We start from the raw sequence: 14,197 nt of genomic DNA on the forward strand, positions 1-14,197 counted from the left end.
GAGCTAACCTCCCGTGCGCAAGGCACTATATAATGAAAGTGCAATTATGTTGGCAACGATAACGGACAGTCCCACCAGCAGCCCTGCCAGCGAGAACCATCCCGAAGTGATGATGACATACAGTACCAGGCCGGTGACGGTGATACGGCCCACGAACCGGATTTGGGCGTACAGATTCGGTTTGGCCGGCATCAGTCCGAGGATGCGCTGGAGCACGTTGCGCAGCCAGGCGAAATTACTGATGGCAATGATGCCGCCTGCCAGGATGCCCATGCCGGCCTTGGCCGAAAAAAAGGCGAAGCCCCCGATGCTCAGAACCGCCAGCAGGGCCAGGCTCCCTTTGATGATGACGGCGAAGAGGTTATCTTCGTTGATCGCTGTCGTCATCTCTGCGGATCTCCCTGCCGGCTATCACGTAAATATTCTTGAAACCGGCCGCAATCCCGATAAATAAAAAGATATAAAAGAACCACGGCTTGGTGCCAAGCCACCGGTCGAGCGCCAGGCCGAACCAGACGCCGATCCCTATTGCCAGGACGACCGAGATGCCCATGCTGGACACCATGGACAGGCTCCTGAGCAGATCGCGTTTGTCACGATCCATGATCAGAACCCCCGCCCGAAGTTGATACCAAAATCGATATTCCTTAGCATGGCAGCGCTCGTAATGTCAAACAAAATAACAGAATAACGTTTGACCTAGGCGATGAGCCGGAAGCATTTCGCCGCGGCGGCGATGGTTTTTTCGATATCGGCATCGCTGTGGGCGGCCGACACGAATGCGGTCTCGAACTGGGACGGCGCCAGGTAGATCCCTTCATCCAGCATGGCCAGGAAGTATGTGGCGAACGCCTTGGTGTCGCAGGCGGAGGCGGTCGGCCAATCGTGGACCTCGTTCTTGCTGAAGAAGGCGCAGAACATGCTGCCGACCCGCGTGGAATAGATCGGGTAGCCGGCGGTCTTGGCGGCCGCGGCGATGCCCTCCGCCACCTGGCGGCTCTTCTCTTCCAGTTTTTCATAGAAGCCGGGCTGTTTGAGCAGCGTAAGGGTCGCGATGCCGGCCGACATGGCCAGCGGGTTGCCGGAGAGGGTGCCGGCCTGGTAGATGCCGCCGGACGGAGAAAGTTTTTCCATGATTTCGCGCTTGCCGCCAAAGGCGCCCACCGGCAGGCCGCCGCCGATGATCTTGCCCAGGGTGGTCATGTCGGGGGTGATGCCGAACAGGGACTGGGCGCCGCCGTAGGCCACCCGGAAACCGGACATGACCTCGTCGAAGATCAGGATGATCCCCTCGTTGGTGCAAATCTCGCGCAGCCCTTCCAGGAAACCTTCCCGGGGGGGGACGGTTCCCATGTTGCCGGCCACCGGCTCCACGATGATGCAGGCGATGGTGCCCTTGTTTTCGGCCACCAGTTTTCTGACCGAGTCGAGGGAGTTGTATTCCGCCGTCAGGGTGTGTTTGGCAAAATCGGCAGGCACGCCGGGCGAATCGGGCACGCCGAAGGTGGCCGCGCCGGAGCCGGCCTTGACCAGCAGGGAGTCTGCGTGGCCGTGATAGCAGCCGGAAAATTTGAGGATATTGTCCCGCCCGGTGTAGCCGCGCGCCAGGCGGATGGCGCTCATGGTGGCCTCCGTCCCGGAGCTGACCATGCGCACCATCTCTATGGAGGGGACGGCCTCGATCACCATGCCGGCCAGGATGGTCTCCTGCTCCGTCGGCGCGCCGAAGCTGGCGCCGTTGTCCATGGTCCGCTTGACCGCCTCGATCACCTGCGGGTGGCAGTGCCCCACGATCATCGGCCCCCAGGAGCCGACGTAGTCCACGAAGGCATTGCCGTCTTCATCGTAGATGGCGCTCCCGGCCGCCTTTTTGATGAAAAGGGGGTCGGCTCCCACGGACTTGAACGCCCTGACCGGGCTGTTGACGCCGCCGGGGATTGCTGCTTTGGCCTGCTGGAAGAGAGCGCTGGAACGGGTGTGATTCATGGTGGAAGGACCCCTCATATTTTATTTTGAAATGAGCTTGCCAATGGGGTGTTTTGAATAGCACACCCTCCTCGATATTGTCAATCGCAAAGAAGGTTTTTTATTTTGATTTTAGTAGGTTGTGGGTAATGGCGGGGTATTTTGCGCGGCCCGAAAAAGGGGGAAAAATCTGCTTGACAAAGAAAATCAAATAACCTATTTTGACAACGTTTTGTATACAGTATACCGCAAGTAATTAGGAGGGTTTCCGATGCTTGGTGCATATCTCCCCATACTTCTCCTGGTCATAGTCGCCGTGTTGTTCGGGCTGGTTTCCATCGTCCTGTCCTCGCTCATCGGCCAGAAGAAGCCTTCCCCCGTCAAGCTGGCTCCGTACGAGAGCGGCTGCGTGCCGGTCGGAACGGCCCGGGAACGTTTCTCGATCAAGTTCTACCTGATCGCCATGCTGTTCATCCTGTTCGACATCGAGGCCGTGTTCCTCTATCCCTGGGCGATCCTCTACAAGAAGCTCGGCGTGTTCGGCCTGGTCGAGATGGGAACCTTTATCGTCATTCTCTTTGTCGGTTACATTTACGTCTGGAAAAAAGGAGCACTGGAATGGGAGTAGACAATCCGCTTGGCGACAACATCATAACCACGTCCTTGGATGCGCTCGTCAACTGGTCGAGGAAGTCGTCCATCTGGCCCATGACCTTCGGCCTGGCATGCTGCGCCATCGAGATGATGGCCGCCGGCGCTTCCCATTACGACCTCGACCGTTTCGGCATCATCTTCCGTGCCTCCCCCCGGCAGTCCGACTGTATCATCATCGCCGGTACGGTCACCAAGAAGATGCTGCCGGTCATCAAGACCGTCTATGAGCAGATGCCCGAGCCGAAATGGGTCATCGCCATGGGCGCCTGCGCCTGTTCGGGCGGGATCTTCGATACCTACAGCGTTGTGCAGGGGATCGACGAGGCGCTGCCGGTGGATGTCTATATCCCCGGGTGCCCGCCGCGCCCCGAGGCGCTCCTGTACGGCCTGATGAAACTACAGGATAAGATCATGCATGACAAGAACTCGTTTGGCTCCGCCATCGGTCTGGGCAACAGAATCGAGTCGGCTGCAGCGTAAGTCACCGGGTACACTGAATATATCAAATCCCAGACAAAGGGTCGAATGCCATGGCAGAGAACAATCGCGCAGTAGTCAAGTTGAAAGAGAAATTCGCCTCTTCCATCGTCGAGGTCGTCGAGTTTCGCGGTGAAGTGACGGTGACGATCAAAAAGGAAGACCTTCTGGCCGTTCTTGCCTTTCTGAAGCAGGCCCTCCAGTTCAATCTGCTCACCGACGTGACCGCGATCGACTATCTGGGCAAGAGGGAAGAACGCTTCATGATGGTCTACCTGCTGTACTCCATCCCCAACAAGGACCGGTTGCGCATCAAGGCGGCCGTTTCCGAGGCGGAGTGCCATATCGAGAGCGCGACCCAGGTCTGGGCTGCCGCCAATTGGCTGGAGCGCGAGGTCTACGACCTGTTCGGCATCACGTTCGACAACCACCCCGACCTGCGGCGCATCCTGATGACGCCCGATTGGGAAGGTTATCCGTTGCGCAAGGACTACCCGCTTCAGGGGCCGGACCGGGAACCCTATAAGGGCCGCCTGTCGTAAGTTCCCGCACCAACGTACTTCGTATCTACGATCATAGAAGAGGCGATATATGGCTACTACGGAAAAGATGACGCTGAATATGGGGCCGCAGCACCCCAGCACCCACGGGGTTCTCAGGCTCGTTCTCGAACTGGACGGCGAAGTGATCACCAAGATCACCCCGGACATCGGCTACCTGCACCGCGGGGTGGAGAAGCTCTCCGAGCACCGCACCTACCACCAGGTCCTGCCGCTGACCGACCGCCTCGACTACCTGGCCCCCATGCACAACAATCTGGGGTATATCCTGACGGTTGAGAAGTTGCTGGATATCCAGGTCCCGGAGCGGGCCCAGACCATCCGCATCATCATGGCCGAACTGACGCGCCTCGAGTCCCATCTGGTGTGGCTTGCCACGCATGCCCTCGATATCGGCGCCATGACGGTCTTCCTCTATGCCTTCCGCGAGCGCGAGGTCATCATGGAGACCTATGAACTGATCTCCGGCGCCCGCATGACTTCCAACTTCTTCCGCGCCGGCGGCCTCTCGCAGGATGTGCCGCCCGAATTCGAGAAGAAGGTGCGTGATTTCATCGATGCCATGCCCGGCAATCTGGATCAGTACGAGGGGCTCCTGACCACCAACCCGATCTGGCTCAAGCGTACGATCGGCAACGGCGTCATCACGGCCGAGGACGCCATCGACATCGGCATTACCGGCCCGGCCCTGCGCGGTTCCGGCGTGGACTGGGACCTGCGTCGCGACAATCCCTATTCCGGGTACGAAAACTACCAGTTTCAGGTTCCGGTGGGGGAAAAGTGCGATACCTTCGACCGCTACAAGGTGCGCCTGGTGGAGATGCGGGAAGCATGCAAGATCGTCACCCAGGCCCTCGACCGGCTCAAGCCGGGCCCGGTGCTGGCCGATTGCCCCCAGGTCTGTTACCCCCCCAAGGAAAACGTCTACAACTCCATAGAAGGTCTGATCCACCACTTCAAGATCGCCTCCGAAGGGTATCCCGTACCGGAAGGCGAAGTCTACCAGGGGGTTGAAAACCCCAAGGGCGAGTTGGGGTTCTACATCGTCAGCGACGGCAGTTCCAAGCCCTACCGCATGAGGATTCGGCCGCCCTCATTCGTCAACCTCCAGGCCATCGAGAAGATGGCCAAGGGGGCCATGATTGCCGACCTGGTGGCTGTAATCGGAACGTTGGACGTCGTTCTTGGCGAAATAGACAGATAACTCCCGTAACGATTCAAAGGAGACGGCGCGAATGAGTGAAGCAGTTGCGCAACAGGCAAAAGAACAGGAACCGGAAGTAGACCTCTCCATAGCCGATAAGGTTATCGATAAATACATCGATCTGCCGGGCAACCTGATGCCGGTCCTTCAGGGGGTCCAGGACGAGTACGGGTATGTGCCCCGCAAGGTTGCCGACTATGTCGCCGAGCGGCTGAACGTCTACCCCAGCCAGATCTACGGCGTCCTCACCTTTTACGCCCAGTTTCATCTGAAACCCCGCGGCAAGTTCATCATCCGGGTCTGCGTCGGGACCGCCTGCCACGTCTCGGGCGCTCCGCGCATCGTCGAAACCTTCTTCGACAAGCTGCACATCGGCCACGCCGAGACCACGCCGGACCTGCGCTACACCTTTGAAAAGGTCGCCTGCCTGGGCGCCTGCGGCATGGCGCCGTTGGCCATGGTCAACGATGACACCTTCGGCAAGATGACGGTCCAGAAGGTTGACGAGATAATTGCCGAATACAACCAGCGGCCGATGAAATAGAACCGACTCAACCATTCCAGCAGGGGACAAAGCGTTATGGGCGAAGCAATAAAAATTCTGATATGTCAAGGGACCGGCGGTATCTCGGCCGGTGCGAAAAAGGTTGAGGCGGAATTTCGCCGGGTGCTCCAGGAAAAGGGCGTTGACGCGGTGGTGGGCAAGCGTTGTGAGGTCATCCACACCGGTTGCCGCGGGCTGTGCGCCAATGACGTCCTGGTGGACATCATTACCGAAGAGCAGGGGCGGGTCACCTACGATTTCGTTCAGCCTGAAGAGGTCGAACAGCTCGTCAACGAGCATATCGTCGGCAAGACGGTCCTGGAAAAACGGAAGGCGAAACCGTACTACAACACGTTCGTCGACGCCCAGATGCGGGTCGTCATGTCCGGCTGCGGCCAGATAAACCCCGAGTCGCTGGACGCATTTCTCGGGGAAGACGGATTCAAGGCCATAGAGAAATGCATCACGACCATGAAGCCGGAAGAGGTCATCGAAGAGGTCAAGAAGTCCGGCCTGCGCGGTCGTGGGGGCGGCGGTTTCCCCACCGGCATGAAGTGGTCCTTCTGCAAGGCCTCCCCGGGCGAGCACAAATACCTGATCTGCAATGCCGACGAAGGCGACCCGGGCGCGTTCATGGACCGTTCGCTCCTGGAAGGCGACCCCTACTGCATCATCGAAGGCATGATGATCGCCGCCTATGCCATCGGCTGCGACTTCGGCTATGTGTATGTCCGCGCCGAGTACCCCCTGGCGGTGCAGCGCCTCCAGCGCGCCATCGACGACTGCTACGAAAAGGGCTACCTGGGGCAGAACATCAAGGGGTGGGGCCTCAACTTCGACATGCGCATCAAGATGGGCGCCGGCGCCTTTGTGTGCGGTGAAGAAACCGCCCTGATGGCCTCCATCGAAGGGCAGCGCGGCATGAGCCGTCCCCGTCCGCCGTTTCCAGCCGTGCGCGGTCTGTGGGGCAAGCCGACCAACATCAACAACGTGGAAACCTTCGCCAACGTCCGGCATATCATCAACAAGGGCGCTGCCTGGTACGCCTCGCTGGGCACCGAGACCACCAAGGGGACCAAGATCTTCGCCGTTACCGGCAAGGTCAAGCACACCGGCCTGGTAGAGGTCCCGGCCGGTATGACCGTCCGTTCGGTTCTCTACGACGTGTGCGGCGGCATCCTCAATAATCGCAAGTTCAAGGCCGTCCAGGCCGGCGGCCCCTCGGGCGGCTGTATTCCCGGCGAGATCCTGGACACCCCGGTCGACTACGACTCCCTGATCAAGGCCGGCGCCATGATGGGTTCCGGCGGTCTGGTCGTCATGGACGAGACCACCTGCATGGTGGACGTCGCCCGCTTCTTCCTCTCCTTCACCAGGATGGAATCCTGCGGCAAATGCGTCCCCTGCCGCATCGGCCTGAAGGTCATGCTGGACATCCTGGAACGCATCACCGAGGGACGCGGCGAACCGTCGGACCTGGATACCCTGCTGGATCTGGGGACAGCCATCAAGAAGGCCTCCCTGTGCGGCCTCGGCCAGACGGCTCCCAACCCGATCCTCTCCACCATCAACTATTTCCGCCACGAGTACGAGGCCCACATCAACGACAAGCGGTGCCCCTCCAACTGCTGCAAGGAGTTGCTCCTCTGGCAGGTCGTGGAAGACAAGTGCGTCAAGTGCGGGGCCTGCAAGAAGGCCTGCCCGGTGGATGCCATTGTCTGGGAAAAGGGCCAGGTCGCCTTCCTGGACCAGGAAAAATGCACCAAGTGCAAGTCCTGTTATGACGCCTGCCGCTTCATGGCGATCGAATAGAACCGGTTTCTTACAGAGTCAAACTCACTGATAGAGGTTGAGATGGTAAATCTGACGATAGATGACAAGCAGGTTACGGCTCCCAAGAACTCCACCATTTACGATGCCGCCAGGATCAACGGGATCAAGATCCCGATCCTGTGCCACGACAAGAAGCTGAAACCTTTCGGCGCCTGTCGCATGTGCCTGGTGGAAGTGGAACAGATGAGGGGACGGCAGGTCCCGGCCTGCACCACGCCGATCACCGAGGGCATGATCATCCGCACCTCGACCCCGGACATCATCAAGGCCCGCAAGATGGTGCTGGAGCTCCTGCTGCTCAACCACCCCATCGACTGCCCGGTGTGCGACAAGGGCGGGGACTGCGATCTGCAGAACCTGACCTACGAATACAAGGTGAACGCCAACCGCTTCAGCGACGAGAAGTTCCACCACGCGATCGACTACAGCAACCCGCTGATCGAGCGTGACATGAACCGCTGCGTGCTGTGCGGAAAGTGCGCCCGCATCTGCGACGAGATCGTCTCCTTCGGCGCCCTGACCTTTATCAGCCGCGGCATCGAAACCAAGATCGGCTGCGAGTTCGAAGGCTCGCTCAACTGCGAGTTCTGCGGTTCCTGCGTCTCCGTCTGCCCGGTCGGCTCCCTCCTGGCCCGCCCCTTCAAGTTCAAGGCGCGCTTCTGGGCCCTCACCAATCAAAAGTCCGTGTGCGGGTACTGCGGCACCGGCTGCAACCTGACCCTGGGGGTCAAGGACAACAAGGTCCTGACCACGGTCTACGACGAGAACCAGGGGTTCCATAACGGCCAGCTCTGTTGCCGCGGCCGCTTCGGCTACCAGTTCATCAACTCGGACAAGCGCCTGACCACCCCGCTGGTGCGCAAGAACGGCACCCTGACCGAGGCGAGTTGGGACGAGGCCCTGGAACTGGTCGCCGCCCGTCTGAAGGGCGCCGGTTCATCGGCTGCCGCCCTGGCCACGCCGCGCCTGACCAACGAAGAGCTGGTGCTGTTCAAGCGGCTGATGGAGACCGCCGGTTCGGCCAATTACGACCATTCGGCCGGTTACGCCCATGCCGCCCTGACCGAGGGCTTCGCCAAAAGCTTCGGGGCCGCGGCCTCACCGGCGACCATCCTGGATATCCAGAAGAGCGACCTGCTCCTGGTCATCAAGACCGACAGCTACGAGACCCACCCGGTGATCGGCTTCGAGATCAACATGGCGGTCAAGAACAAGGGCGTCAAGCTGAACATCCTCTCCGACAAGCGGGGCAAGCTCTCCAAGCTGCCCGACGCCCAGACCCTCGTACATACCCCCGGCAGCGAGGTCGCCGTCATCAACGCCCTGGCCAAGACGATCCTGGACGACAAGCTGGCCGCCGGCACGGCCGCTGCGATCCCCGGTTACGCCGACTTGGAAAAGGCCCTGGCCGGTTTCACCCCCGAGGCGGTCGCCGGACAGAGCGGTCTGAGCTCAGACGCCATCAAACGACTCGCCCGTGATTACGCCGCGGCCGAAAAGGCGCTGATCCTGTTCCCCATCGGCAACGCCTATCCGGGGCACAACGCCGACCTGGCCAGCGCCGTGGCCAACCTGGCCCTCCTGACCGGCAAGCTCGGTACGGAGGGAAGCGGCGTCCTCTGCATGGCCGAGAAGAACAACAGCCAGGGCGCCGTGGACATGGGCTTCTATGCCACCCGCGGCCTGAATGCGGGTCAGATCATGGACGGCTGCGCCAGCGGCGCCGTCAAGACCCTGTTCGTCGCCGGCGAGAACCCGGTGGTTTCCTACCCGAACCGGGCCGCCATCTCGGCCGCCCTGGACAAGGTCGAGTTCCTGGTGGTTTCCGACCTGTTCATGACCGAGACCGCGGCCATGGCCGATGTGGTGCTGCCGGCCTGTTCCTTTGCCGAAAAGGAAGGGACCTTCACCAGCGTCGACCGCCGTGTCCAGCACATCAAGCCGGCCATCGGGAAGATCGGCCAGAGCCGCACCGATTTCGAGATCTTTGGGCAGCTGATCGCCAAGCTGGGCGGACAGGCCCCCGCCACGCCGGCGACGGTATTCGGCGAGATTGCGGCCTCCACCCCGGGATACGCCGGCATGTCCTACGCTTCCCTGGGTGAGACGGGCGCCTTTGCGCAGGTTGCCGTCACGGCTGCCTTCGTGGTGCCCAGGACGGTCGCTGTGGAACCGGCGGCGGGCAAATTGGCCCTGGTTACCGGCAGCGCCCTGTACCACAACGGCACCCAGTCCCAGTTCGGCGAAGGCCCCATGTATGTCTGCCCGGAAGGGTACGTGGAACTCTCCCGCACTGATGCCGCCAGGCTGAAGATCCAGGAAAACGACCTGCTGAACGTGGCCTCCGCGATCGGCTCGACCAAGCTGAAGGCCAGGATCACCCCGCGCATGCCCGAGGGGGTGCTGTTCAGCCCGTACCACTTCGGCGCGGCAGGCGTCAACCAGGTCTGGGGCGGCGCTCCGGTCACCTGGGTGACCGTGACCAAGTAGCCTGACACCAACGTTCTCGGACTTATTTCATACTCGCAAGAAAAGAGGGACAGATGGGAATCGAGATTTTAGGACTGCCGATGATGTACTACGTCGCCATGGTCGCCAAGGTCCTTGTGGCATTTGTCTTCGTGCTCCTGACCGTGGCCTACGCCACCTACGCCGAGCGCAAGATCATCGGCCACATGCAGGTACGCTTGGGACCGATGCGCACCGGCTGGCACGGCCTGCTGCAACCGATCGCCGACGGGGTCAAGCTCTTCTTCAAGGAAGAGATCATCCCCTCCGAGGCGAGCACGTTCGCGTATCTTCTTGCGCCGCTGGTCGCCCTCATCCCGGCCTTCATCACCTTCGCGGTCATCCCCTTCGGCGGCGTCATCGAGGTGTCGGGCTACAAGATCCCGCTGCAGATCGCCGGCTACTTCGACACGGCCGCCGGCCGGGTCTTCGACATCAACGTCGGCGTCCTGTACATCCTGGCCATGTCCTCCCTGGGGGTGTACGGCATCGTCCTGGCCGGCTGGGCGTCCAACAGCAAGTACTCCCTGATGGGCGGCCTGCGCGCCTCGGCCCAGATGATCTCCTACGAACTTTCGGCCGGCCTGGCCATCGTGTCGGTGTTCATGCTCTCCGGCACCCTGTCTCTCAACGAGATCGTCGCCCAGCAGTCCGCCTCCAACGGGTTCAACTGGTTTGCCTTCAAGCAGCCGTTGGCGGCGATCATGTTCTTCATCTGCTCCCTGGCCGAGATCAATCGCACCCCCTTCGACCTCCCCGAGGCCGAGACCGAGCTGGTGTCCGGCTTCTGCACCGAGTACTCCAGCATGAAATACGCCATGTTCTTCATGGCTGAATACGCCAACATGGTGACGGTCTGCGCCCTGACCACCACCCTTTTCCTGGGCGGCTGGAACGGCCCGATGGCCGTTGCCGTACCCCTGCTCGGGCCGGTCTATTTCGTGGCCAAGGTCTATATCCTGATGTTCGTCTGCATGTGGATTCGCGCCACGCTGCCCCGCTACCGCTACGACCAGCTCATGCACCTGGGGTGGAAGGTCCTGTTGCCGCTCTCCCTGCTGAACATCGTGGCCACCGGCATCATCGGCTACTTCACAAACTAAGAAGCATACGACACCACGTAATTCCAAGAACAAGGATGGAATCATGAATCCGATTACGCCGATCATAAATGGTCTGAGGATCACCCTGGAACACCTCTTCAAGAAGCCGGTCACCCTGCAGTACCCGGCCGAGCGCCCCAAGGTCGCCCAGCGTTTCAGGGGGCTGCACGCCCTTAATGTCTCCCACGACAAGGCAAAGTGCGTGGCCTGCTACCTCTGTCCCACGGTCTGCCCGGCCAAGTGCATCACGGTCGAGGCGGGCGAGGACGCCAACCACGACAAGTATGCCGCCAGGTATGAGATCGACCTGTTGCGGTGCATCTTCTGCGGCTACTGCGTGGAGGCCTGTCCGGTGGACGCCGTCAAGATGACCGGCGAGTTCGAACTGGCCAACTACCATCGCTCGGACTTTGTCTATGACAAGGAACGCCTCTTAGAAAAGAAATAAAGGAGCAGTGCATGGAAACCCTTTTCTTCCTCATCATCACGCTGGTGGCCATCGTGTCGGCGCTTCTGGTGGTCACCTGCAAGAACCCGATCAACAGCGCCCTGGCGCTGGTCATGACCTTCTTCTGCCTGGCAACCTACTACGTCATGCTGGATGCTCCCTTCATGGCCGCCGTGCAGGTCATGGTGTATGCCGGCGCCATCATGGTCCTGATCGTGTTCACCATCATGCTGCTCAACATCAGGGTTGACGCAACCAAGAGGCACTCCCACAAGATCGTGCTGGGGTCCATCATCGGCTTCTTTACCCTGATCAACACCGCCTTCATCATCATGAGGAGCCGCGTCGCCATGCCCAACGGGCCGCTGACCGGCGAGATGATCCGGCAGCAGGGACACACCGAGCTGATCGGCCGCGAGATGTTCACCACGTTCCTGCTCCCCTTCGAGATCACCTCGATCCTGCTCCTGGTGGCCATCATCGGCGCGGTCATCCTGGCAAAGAAAAAACTCTAACAGAGGGCATATACAATGGAAAACCTGAACAGTTATCTCATCGTGAGCGCCATCCTCTTCTCCATCGGGACCATCGGCGTGCTGACCCGCAAGAATGCCATCGTCATCTTCATGTGCGTCGAACTGATGCTCAATGCGGTCAACCTGACCTTCGTGGCGCTCTCCCGTCACCTGGGCAACCTGGACGGCCAGATCTTCGTGTTCTTCGTCATGACCGTCGCCGCCGCCGAGGCTGCCGTCGGCCTGGCCCTGATGATCGCCTTCTACAACAACAAGGAATCCATCGACGTGGAAGACATCAACATCATGAAGTGGTAGCAGGCCCTCGCATCAACCGGAACGTAGACAACGCTTAACGATTGCATAAAAGGAGTCTTACATGTTTGACAACGTATGGCTGATCCCGCTCTTCCCCTTCATCGGCTTCCTGATCAACGGCCTGTTGGGGAAAAAGATCAAGAACGAGACCGTCATCGGCGGTATCGGCGCACTTGCCGTACTCTGTTCGTTCTTAGTTTCCTGCAAGACCATACTTGCTCTCCTTTCCTTGCCGGGTGAGGAACGGGTGGCCAATGTCAAGGTGTTCACCTGGATCACCTCGGGCAGCTTCAACGCCGACATCGCCTTCCTGATCGATCCGCTCTCCTGCGTGATGATCATGATCGTCACCGGCGTCGGCTTCCTGATCCATGTCTACTCCATCGGTTACATGCACGGTGAGGAAGGGTTCTACCGCTTCTTCGCCTACCTGAACCTGTTCATGTTCTCCATGCTCCTCCTGGTGCTGGGCAACAACCTGCTCCTGATGTTCGTCGGCTGGGAAGGTGTGGGCCTCTGCTCCTACCTCTTGATCGGCTACTACTTCCACAAGAAGTCGGCCGGCGACGCCGGCAAGAAGGCCTTTGTCATGAACCGCGTCGGCGACTTCGGGTTCCTGCTGGGCACCTTCACCCTCTACTGGTACATGGGACAGGCCCACAACGTCTGGACCATCAAGTTCACGGACCTGGCCGCCAACTCCCATCTCCTGCCCACCGGCGGCATCGTCACCGCGATCACCCTCTGTTTCTTCCTGGGGGCGACCGGCAAGTCGGCCCAGATCCCGCTCTACACCTGGCTGCCCGACGCCATGGAAGGCCCGACCCCCGTTTCCGCCCTGATCCATGCCGCCACCATGGTCACCGCCGGTGTCTACATGATCGGCCGCATGAACTACCTGTTCATCCGCTCGCCTGAAACCCTGATGGTCGTCGCCGTGGTCGGCGGCTGTACGGCCCTGTTCGCCGCCACCATCGGCACGGCCCAGAACGATATCAAACGCGTGCTGGCCTACTCCACCGTCTCCCAGCTCGGGTACATGTTCCTGGCCATGGGGACCGGGGCCTTTGCCGCCGGCATCTTCCACCTCATGACCCACGCCTTCTTCAAGGCCTGCCTGTTCCTCGGTTCCGGCGCGGTGATCCACTCCATGCACCACGCCCTGCACCATGCCCACTCCCATGACGACGCCCAGGACATGCGCAACATGGGCGGGTTGCGCTCCAAAATGCCCCTGACCTTCCTGACGTTCCTGCTGGCGACCATCGCCATCGCCGGTATCCCGGGCTTCTCCGGCTTCTTCTCCAAGGACGAGATCCTCTGGCAGGCCTTCTCCAACCCGCACCACGGCCAGTTGAACTACCTGCTGTGGGGGATGGGCGCCGTGGCCGCCGGCCTGACCGCCTTCTACATGTTCCGCCTGGTGTTCATGACCTTCTTCGGCGAATGCCGCATCACCCCCAAGGCCAAGGACCACCTACACGAGTCGCCCATGGTGATCGTCCTCCCCCTGATCGTGCTGGCCGCCCTGTCGGTGGTGGGCGGTTACATCGGCCTGCCCAAGGTGATCGGCGAACTGTTCGGCGGTATCCCCAACTATTTCGAGCACTACCTGGAGCCGGTCTTCAAGTATTCGGAAGAATACATGGCGCAGCACGCGGCCCATGCGGCCGAGCATAGCGCCACCCTGGAGTGGGGCCTGATGGGGCTGTCGGTCCTGGTCGCGCTCGTGGGCATCTCGATCGCGTTCACCATGTACGTCAAGAACACGGAGTTGCCCAAACGGTTCGTGGCCGCGTTCCCGGCTCTGCACCGCGCCGTCTACAACAAGTGGTACATCGACGAACTGTACGACTACCTGTTCGTCAACCCCTGCAAGGCGCTGGGCCGCTTCCTCTGGAAAGGGTTCGACGTGGTGGTGGTGGATGGAGCCGTCAACGGCGTCGCCCATGTGGTGATGGCCTTCAGCGGCGTGTTCCGCTACATGCAGTCCGGCTACATCTACAACTATGCCTGGTCCATGGCCTTCGGTGTGGTGGTGATCTTAGGCTACTACGTCTTCAAGTAA

Annotated in this window: 15 protein-coding genes; 12 read left to right on the top strand and 3 right to left on the bottom strand. The window is 60.4% G+C overall.

Annotated features, from left to right (window positions below):
- Nucleotides 1-3: 3 nt before the first annotated feature.
- The 3 genes from F6V30_RS05550 to hemL all read right to left on the bottom strand — a co-directional run bounded on the left by F6V30_RS05550 (nt 4) and on the right by hemL (nt 1,986).
- Complete coding sequence (locus tag F6V30_RS05550) at nt 4-387, bottom strand: ATP synthase subunit I (RefSeq protein WP_151155696.1); 384 nt, start codon at nt 385-387, stop codon at nt 4-6.
- Nucleotides 362-604 (bottom strand): AtpZ/AtpI family protein, encoded by a 243-nt coding sequence (locus F6V30_RS05555; RefSeq protein ID WP_151155698.1) that lies wholly within the window; start codon nt 602-604, stop codon nt 362-364. The genes F6V30_RS05550 and F6V30_RS05555 overlap by 26 nt, the downstream gene beginning before the upstream one ends.
- 95 nt (nt 605-699) lie before the next feature.
- On the bottom strand, nt 700-1,986 hold the full coding sequence (hemL, locus tag F6V30_RS05560) for a glutamate-1-semialdehyde 2,1-aminomutase (RefSeq protein WP_151155700.1): 1,287 nt from the start codon (nt 1,984-1,986) through the stop codon (nt 700-702).
- Between the two features lie 250 nt (nt 1,987-2,236).
- On the opposite strand from hemL, the gene F6V30_RS05565 reads away from it, so the two are divergent.
- From F6V30_RS05565 to nuoL, 12 genes are all read left to right on the top strand, one after another.
- Nucleotides 2,237-2,593, top strand: a complete 357-nt coding sequence (locus tag F6V30_RS05565; RefSeq protein WP_151155702.1) for an NADH-quinone oxidoreductase subunit A — start codon at nt 2,237-2,239, stop codon at nt 2,591-2,593.
- Entirely contained in the window at nt 2,584-3,099 is a 516-nt protein-coding gene (locus F6V30_RS05570; RefSeq protein WP_149307300.1) for an NADH-quinone oxidoreductase subunit B, read from the top strand. Before F6V30_RS05565 ends, F6V30_RS05570 begins: the two co-directional genes overlap by 10 nt.
- Before the next feature lie 50 nt (nt 3,100-3,149).
- Complete coding sequence (locus F6V30_RS05575; RefSeq protein WP_151155704.1) at nt 3,150-3,638, top strand: NADH-quinone oxidoreductase subunit C; 489 nt, start codon at nt 3,150-3,152, stop codon at nt 3,636-3,638.
- A 49-nt stretch (nt 3,639-3,687) separates the two neighbouring features.
- Nucleotides 3,688-4,860, top strand: coding sequence for an NADH dehydrogenase (quinone) subunit D (nuoD, locus tag F6V30_RS05580; RefSeq protein ID WP_151155706.1), 1,173 nt, complete (start codon nt 3,688-3,690; stop codon nt 4,858-4,860).
- A 31-nt stretch (nt 4,861-4,891) separates the two neighbouring features.
- Complete coding sequence (locus tag F6V30_RS05585) at nt 4,892-5,404, top strand: NADH-quinone oxidoreductase subunit NuoE family protein (protein ID WP_151155708.1); 513 nt, start codon at nt 4,892-4,894, stop codon at nt 5,402-5,404.
- A gap of 36 nt (nt 5,405-5,440) precedes the next feature.
- The gene (gene nuoF, locus F6V30_RS05590; protein WP_151155709.1) at nt 5,441-7,216 is read left to right on the top strand and encodes an NADH-quinone oxidoreductase subunit NuoF; all 1,776 of its coding nucleotides are present in this window, start codon (nt 5,441-5,443) and stop codon (nt 7,214-7,216) included.
- 42 nt (nt 7,217-7,258) lie between these two features.
- On the top strand, nt 7,259-9,727 hold the full coding sequence (locus tag F6V30_RS05595) for a molybdopterin-dependent oxidoreductase (protein WP_151155711.1): 2,469 nt from the start codon (nt 7,259-7,261) through the stop codon (nt 9,725-9,727).
- Between the two features lie 53 nt (nt 9,728-9,780).
- The gene (gene nuoH / locus F6V30_RS05600) at nt 9,781-10,848 is read left to right on the top strand and encodes an NADH-quinone oxidoreductase subunit NuoH (protein ID WP_151155713.1); all 1,068 of its coding nucleotides are present in this window, start codon (nt 9,781-9,783) and stop codon (nt 10,846-10,848) included.
- A 43-nt stretch (nt 10,849-10,891) separates the two neighbouring features.
- Nucleotides 10,892-11,296, top strand: a complete 405-nt coding sequence (nuoI, locus tag F6V30_RS05605) for an NADH-quinone oxidoreductase subunit NuoI (protein ID WP_151155715.1) — start codon at nt 10,892-10,894, stop codon at nt 11,294-11,296.
- Between the two features lie 11 nt (nt 11,297-11,307).
- Nucleotides 11,308-11,811, top strand: a complete 504-nt coding sequence (locus F6V30_RS05610) for an NADH-quinone oxidoreductase subunit J family protein (RefSeq protein ID WP_149307292.1) — start codon at nt 11,308-11,310, stop codon at nt 11,809-11,811.
- Between the two features lie 15 nt (nt 11,812-11,826).
- Nucleotides 11,827-12,129 carry an NADH-quinone oxidoreductase subunit NuoK gene (nuoK, locus tag F6V30_RS05615; protein ID WP_149307291.1) on the top strand — a complete coding sequence of 101 codons (303 nt, stop codon included), beginning with the start codon at nt 11,827-11,829 and terminating at the stop codon, nt 12,127-12,129.
- 61 nt (nt 12,130-12,190) lie between these two features.
- A complete protein-coding gene (gene nuoL / locus F6V30_RS05620) occupies nt 12,191-14,197 on the top strand; it encodes an NADH-quinone oxidoreductase subunit L (RefSeq protein ID WP_151155717.1) in 2,007 nt (668 codons plus the stop codon).

This window comes from Oryzomonas sagensis (assembly GCF_008802355.1).
Lineage (GTDB): Bacteria > Desulfobacterota > Desulfuromonadia > Geobacterales > Pseudopelobacteraceae > Oryzomonas > Oryzomonas sagensis.

Excerpts from the sequence above, each read along its gene's own strand:
- F6V30_RS05550 (WP_151155696.1), bottom strand. The coding sequence starts at position 387 with ATGACGACAGCGATCAACGAAGATAACCTCTTCGCCGTCATCATCAAA.
- F6V30_RS05555 (WP_151155698.1), bottom strand. The coding sequence starts at position 604 with ATGGATCGTGACAAACGCGATCTGCTCAGGAGCCTGTCCATGGTGTCC.
- hemL (WP_151155700.1), bottom strand. The coding sequence starts at position 1,986 with ATGAATCACACCCGTTCCAGCGCTCTCTTCCAGCAGGCCAAAGCAGCA.
- F6V30_RS05565 (WP_151155702.1), top strand. The coding sequence starts at position 2,237 with ATGCTTGGTGCATATCTCCCCATACTTCTCCTGGTCATAGTCGCCGTG.
- F6V30_RS05570 (WP_149307300.1), top strand. The coding sequence starts at position 2,584 with ATGGGAGTAGACAATCCGCTTGGCGACAACATCATAACCACGTCCTTG.
- F6V30_RS05575 (WP_151155704.1), top strand. The coding sequence starts at position 3,150 with ATGGCAGAGAACAATCGCGCAGTAGTCAAGTTGAAAGAGAAATTCGCC.
- nuoD (WP_151155706.1), top strand. The coding sequence starts at position 3,688 with ATGGCTACTACGGAAAAGATGACGCTGAATATGGGGCCGCAGCACCCC.
- F6V30_RS05585 (WP_151155708.1), top strand. The coding sequence starts at position 4,892 with ATGAGTGAAGCAGTTGCGCAACAGGCAAAAGAACAGGAACCGGAAGTA.
- nuoF (WP_151155709.1), top strand. The coding sequence starts at position 5,441 with ATGGGCGAAGCAATAAAAATTCTGATATGTCAAGGGACCGGCGGTATC.
- F6V30_RS05595 (WP_151155711.1), top strand. The coding sequence starts at position 7,259 with ATGGTAAATCTGACGATAGATGACAAGCAGGTTACGGCTCCCAAGAAC.
- nuoH (WP_151155713.1), top strand. The coding sequence starts at position 9,781 with ATGGGAATCGAGATTTTAGGACTGCCGATGATGTACTACGTCGCCATG.
- nuoI (WP_151155715.1), top strand. The coding sequence starts at position 10,892 with ATGAATCCGATTACGCCGATCATAAATGGTCTGAGGATCACCCTGGAA.
- F6V30_RS05610 (WP_149307292.1), top strand. The coding sequence starts at position 11,308 with ATGGAAACCCTTTTCTTCCTCATCATCACGCTGGTGGCCATCGTGTCG.
- nuoK (WP_149307291.1), top strand. The coding sequence starts at position 11,827 with ATGGAAAACCTGAACAGTTATCTCATCGTGAGCGCCATCCTCTTCTCC.
- nuoL (WP_151155717.1), top strand. The coding sequence starts at position 12,191 with ATGTTTGACAACGTATGGCTGATCCCGCTCTTCCCCTTCATCGGCTTC.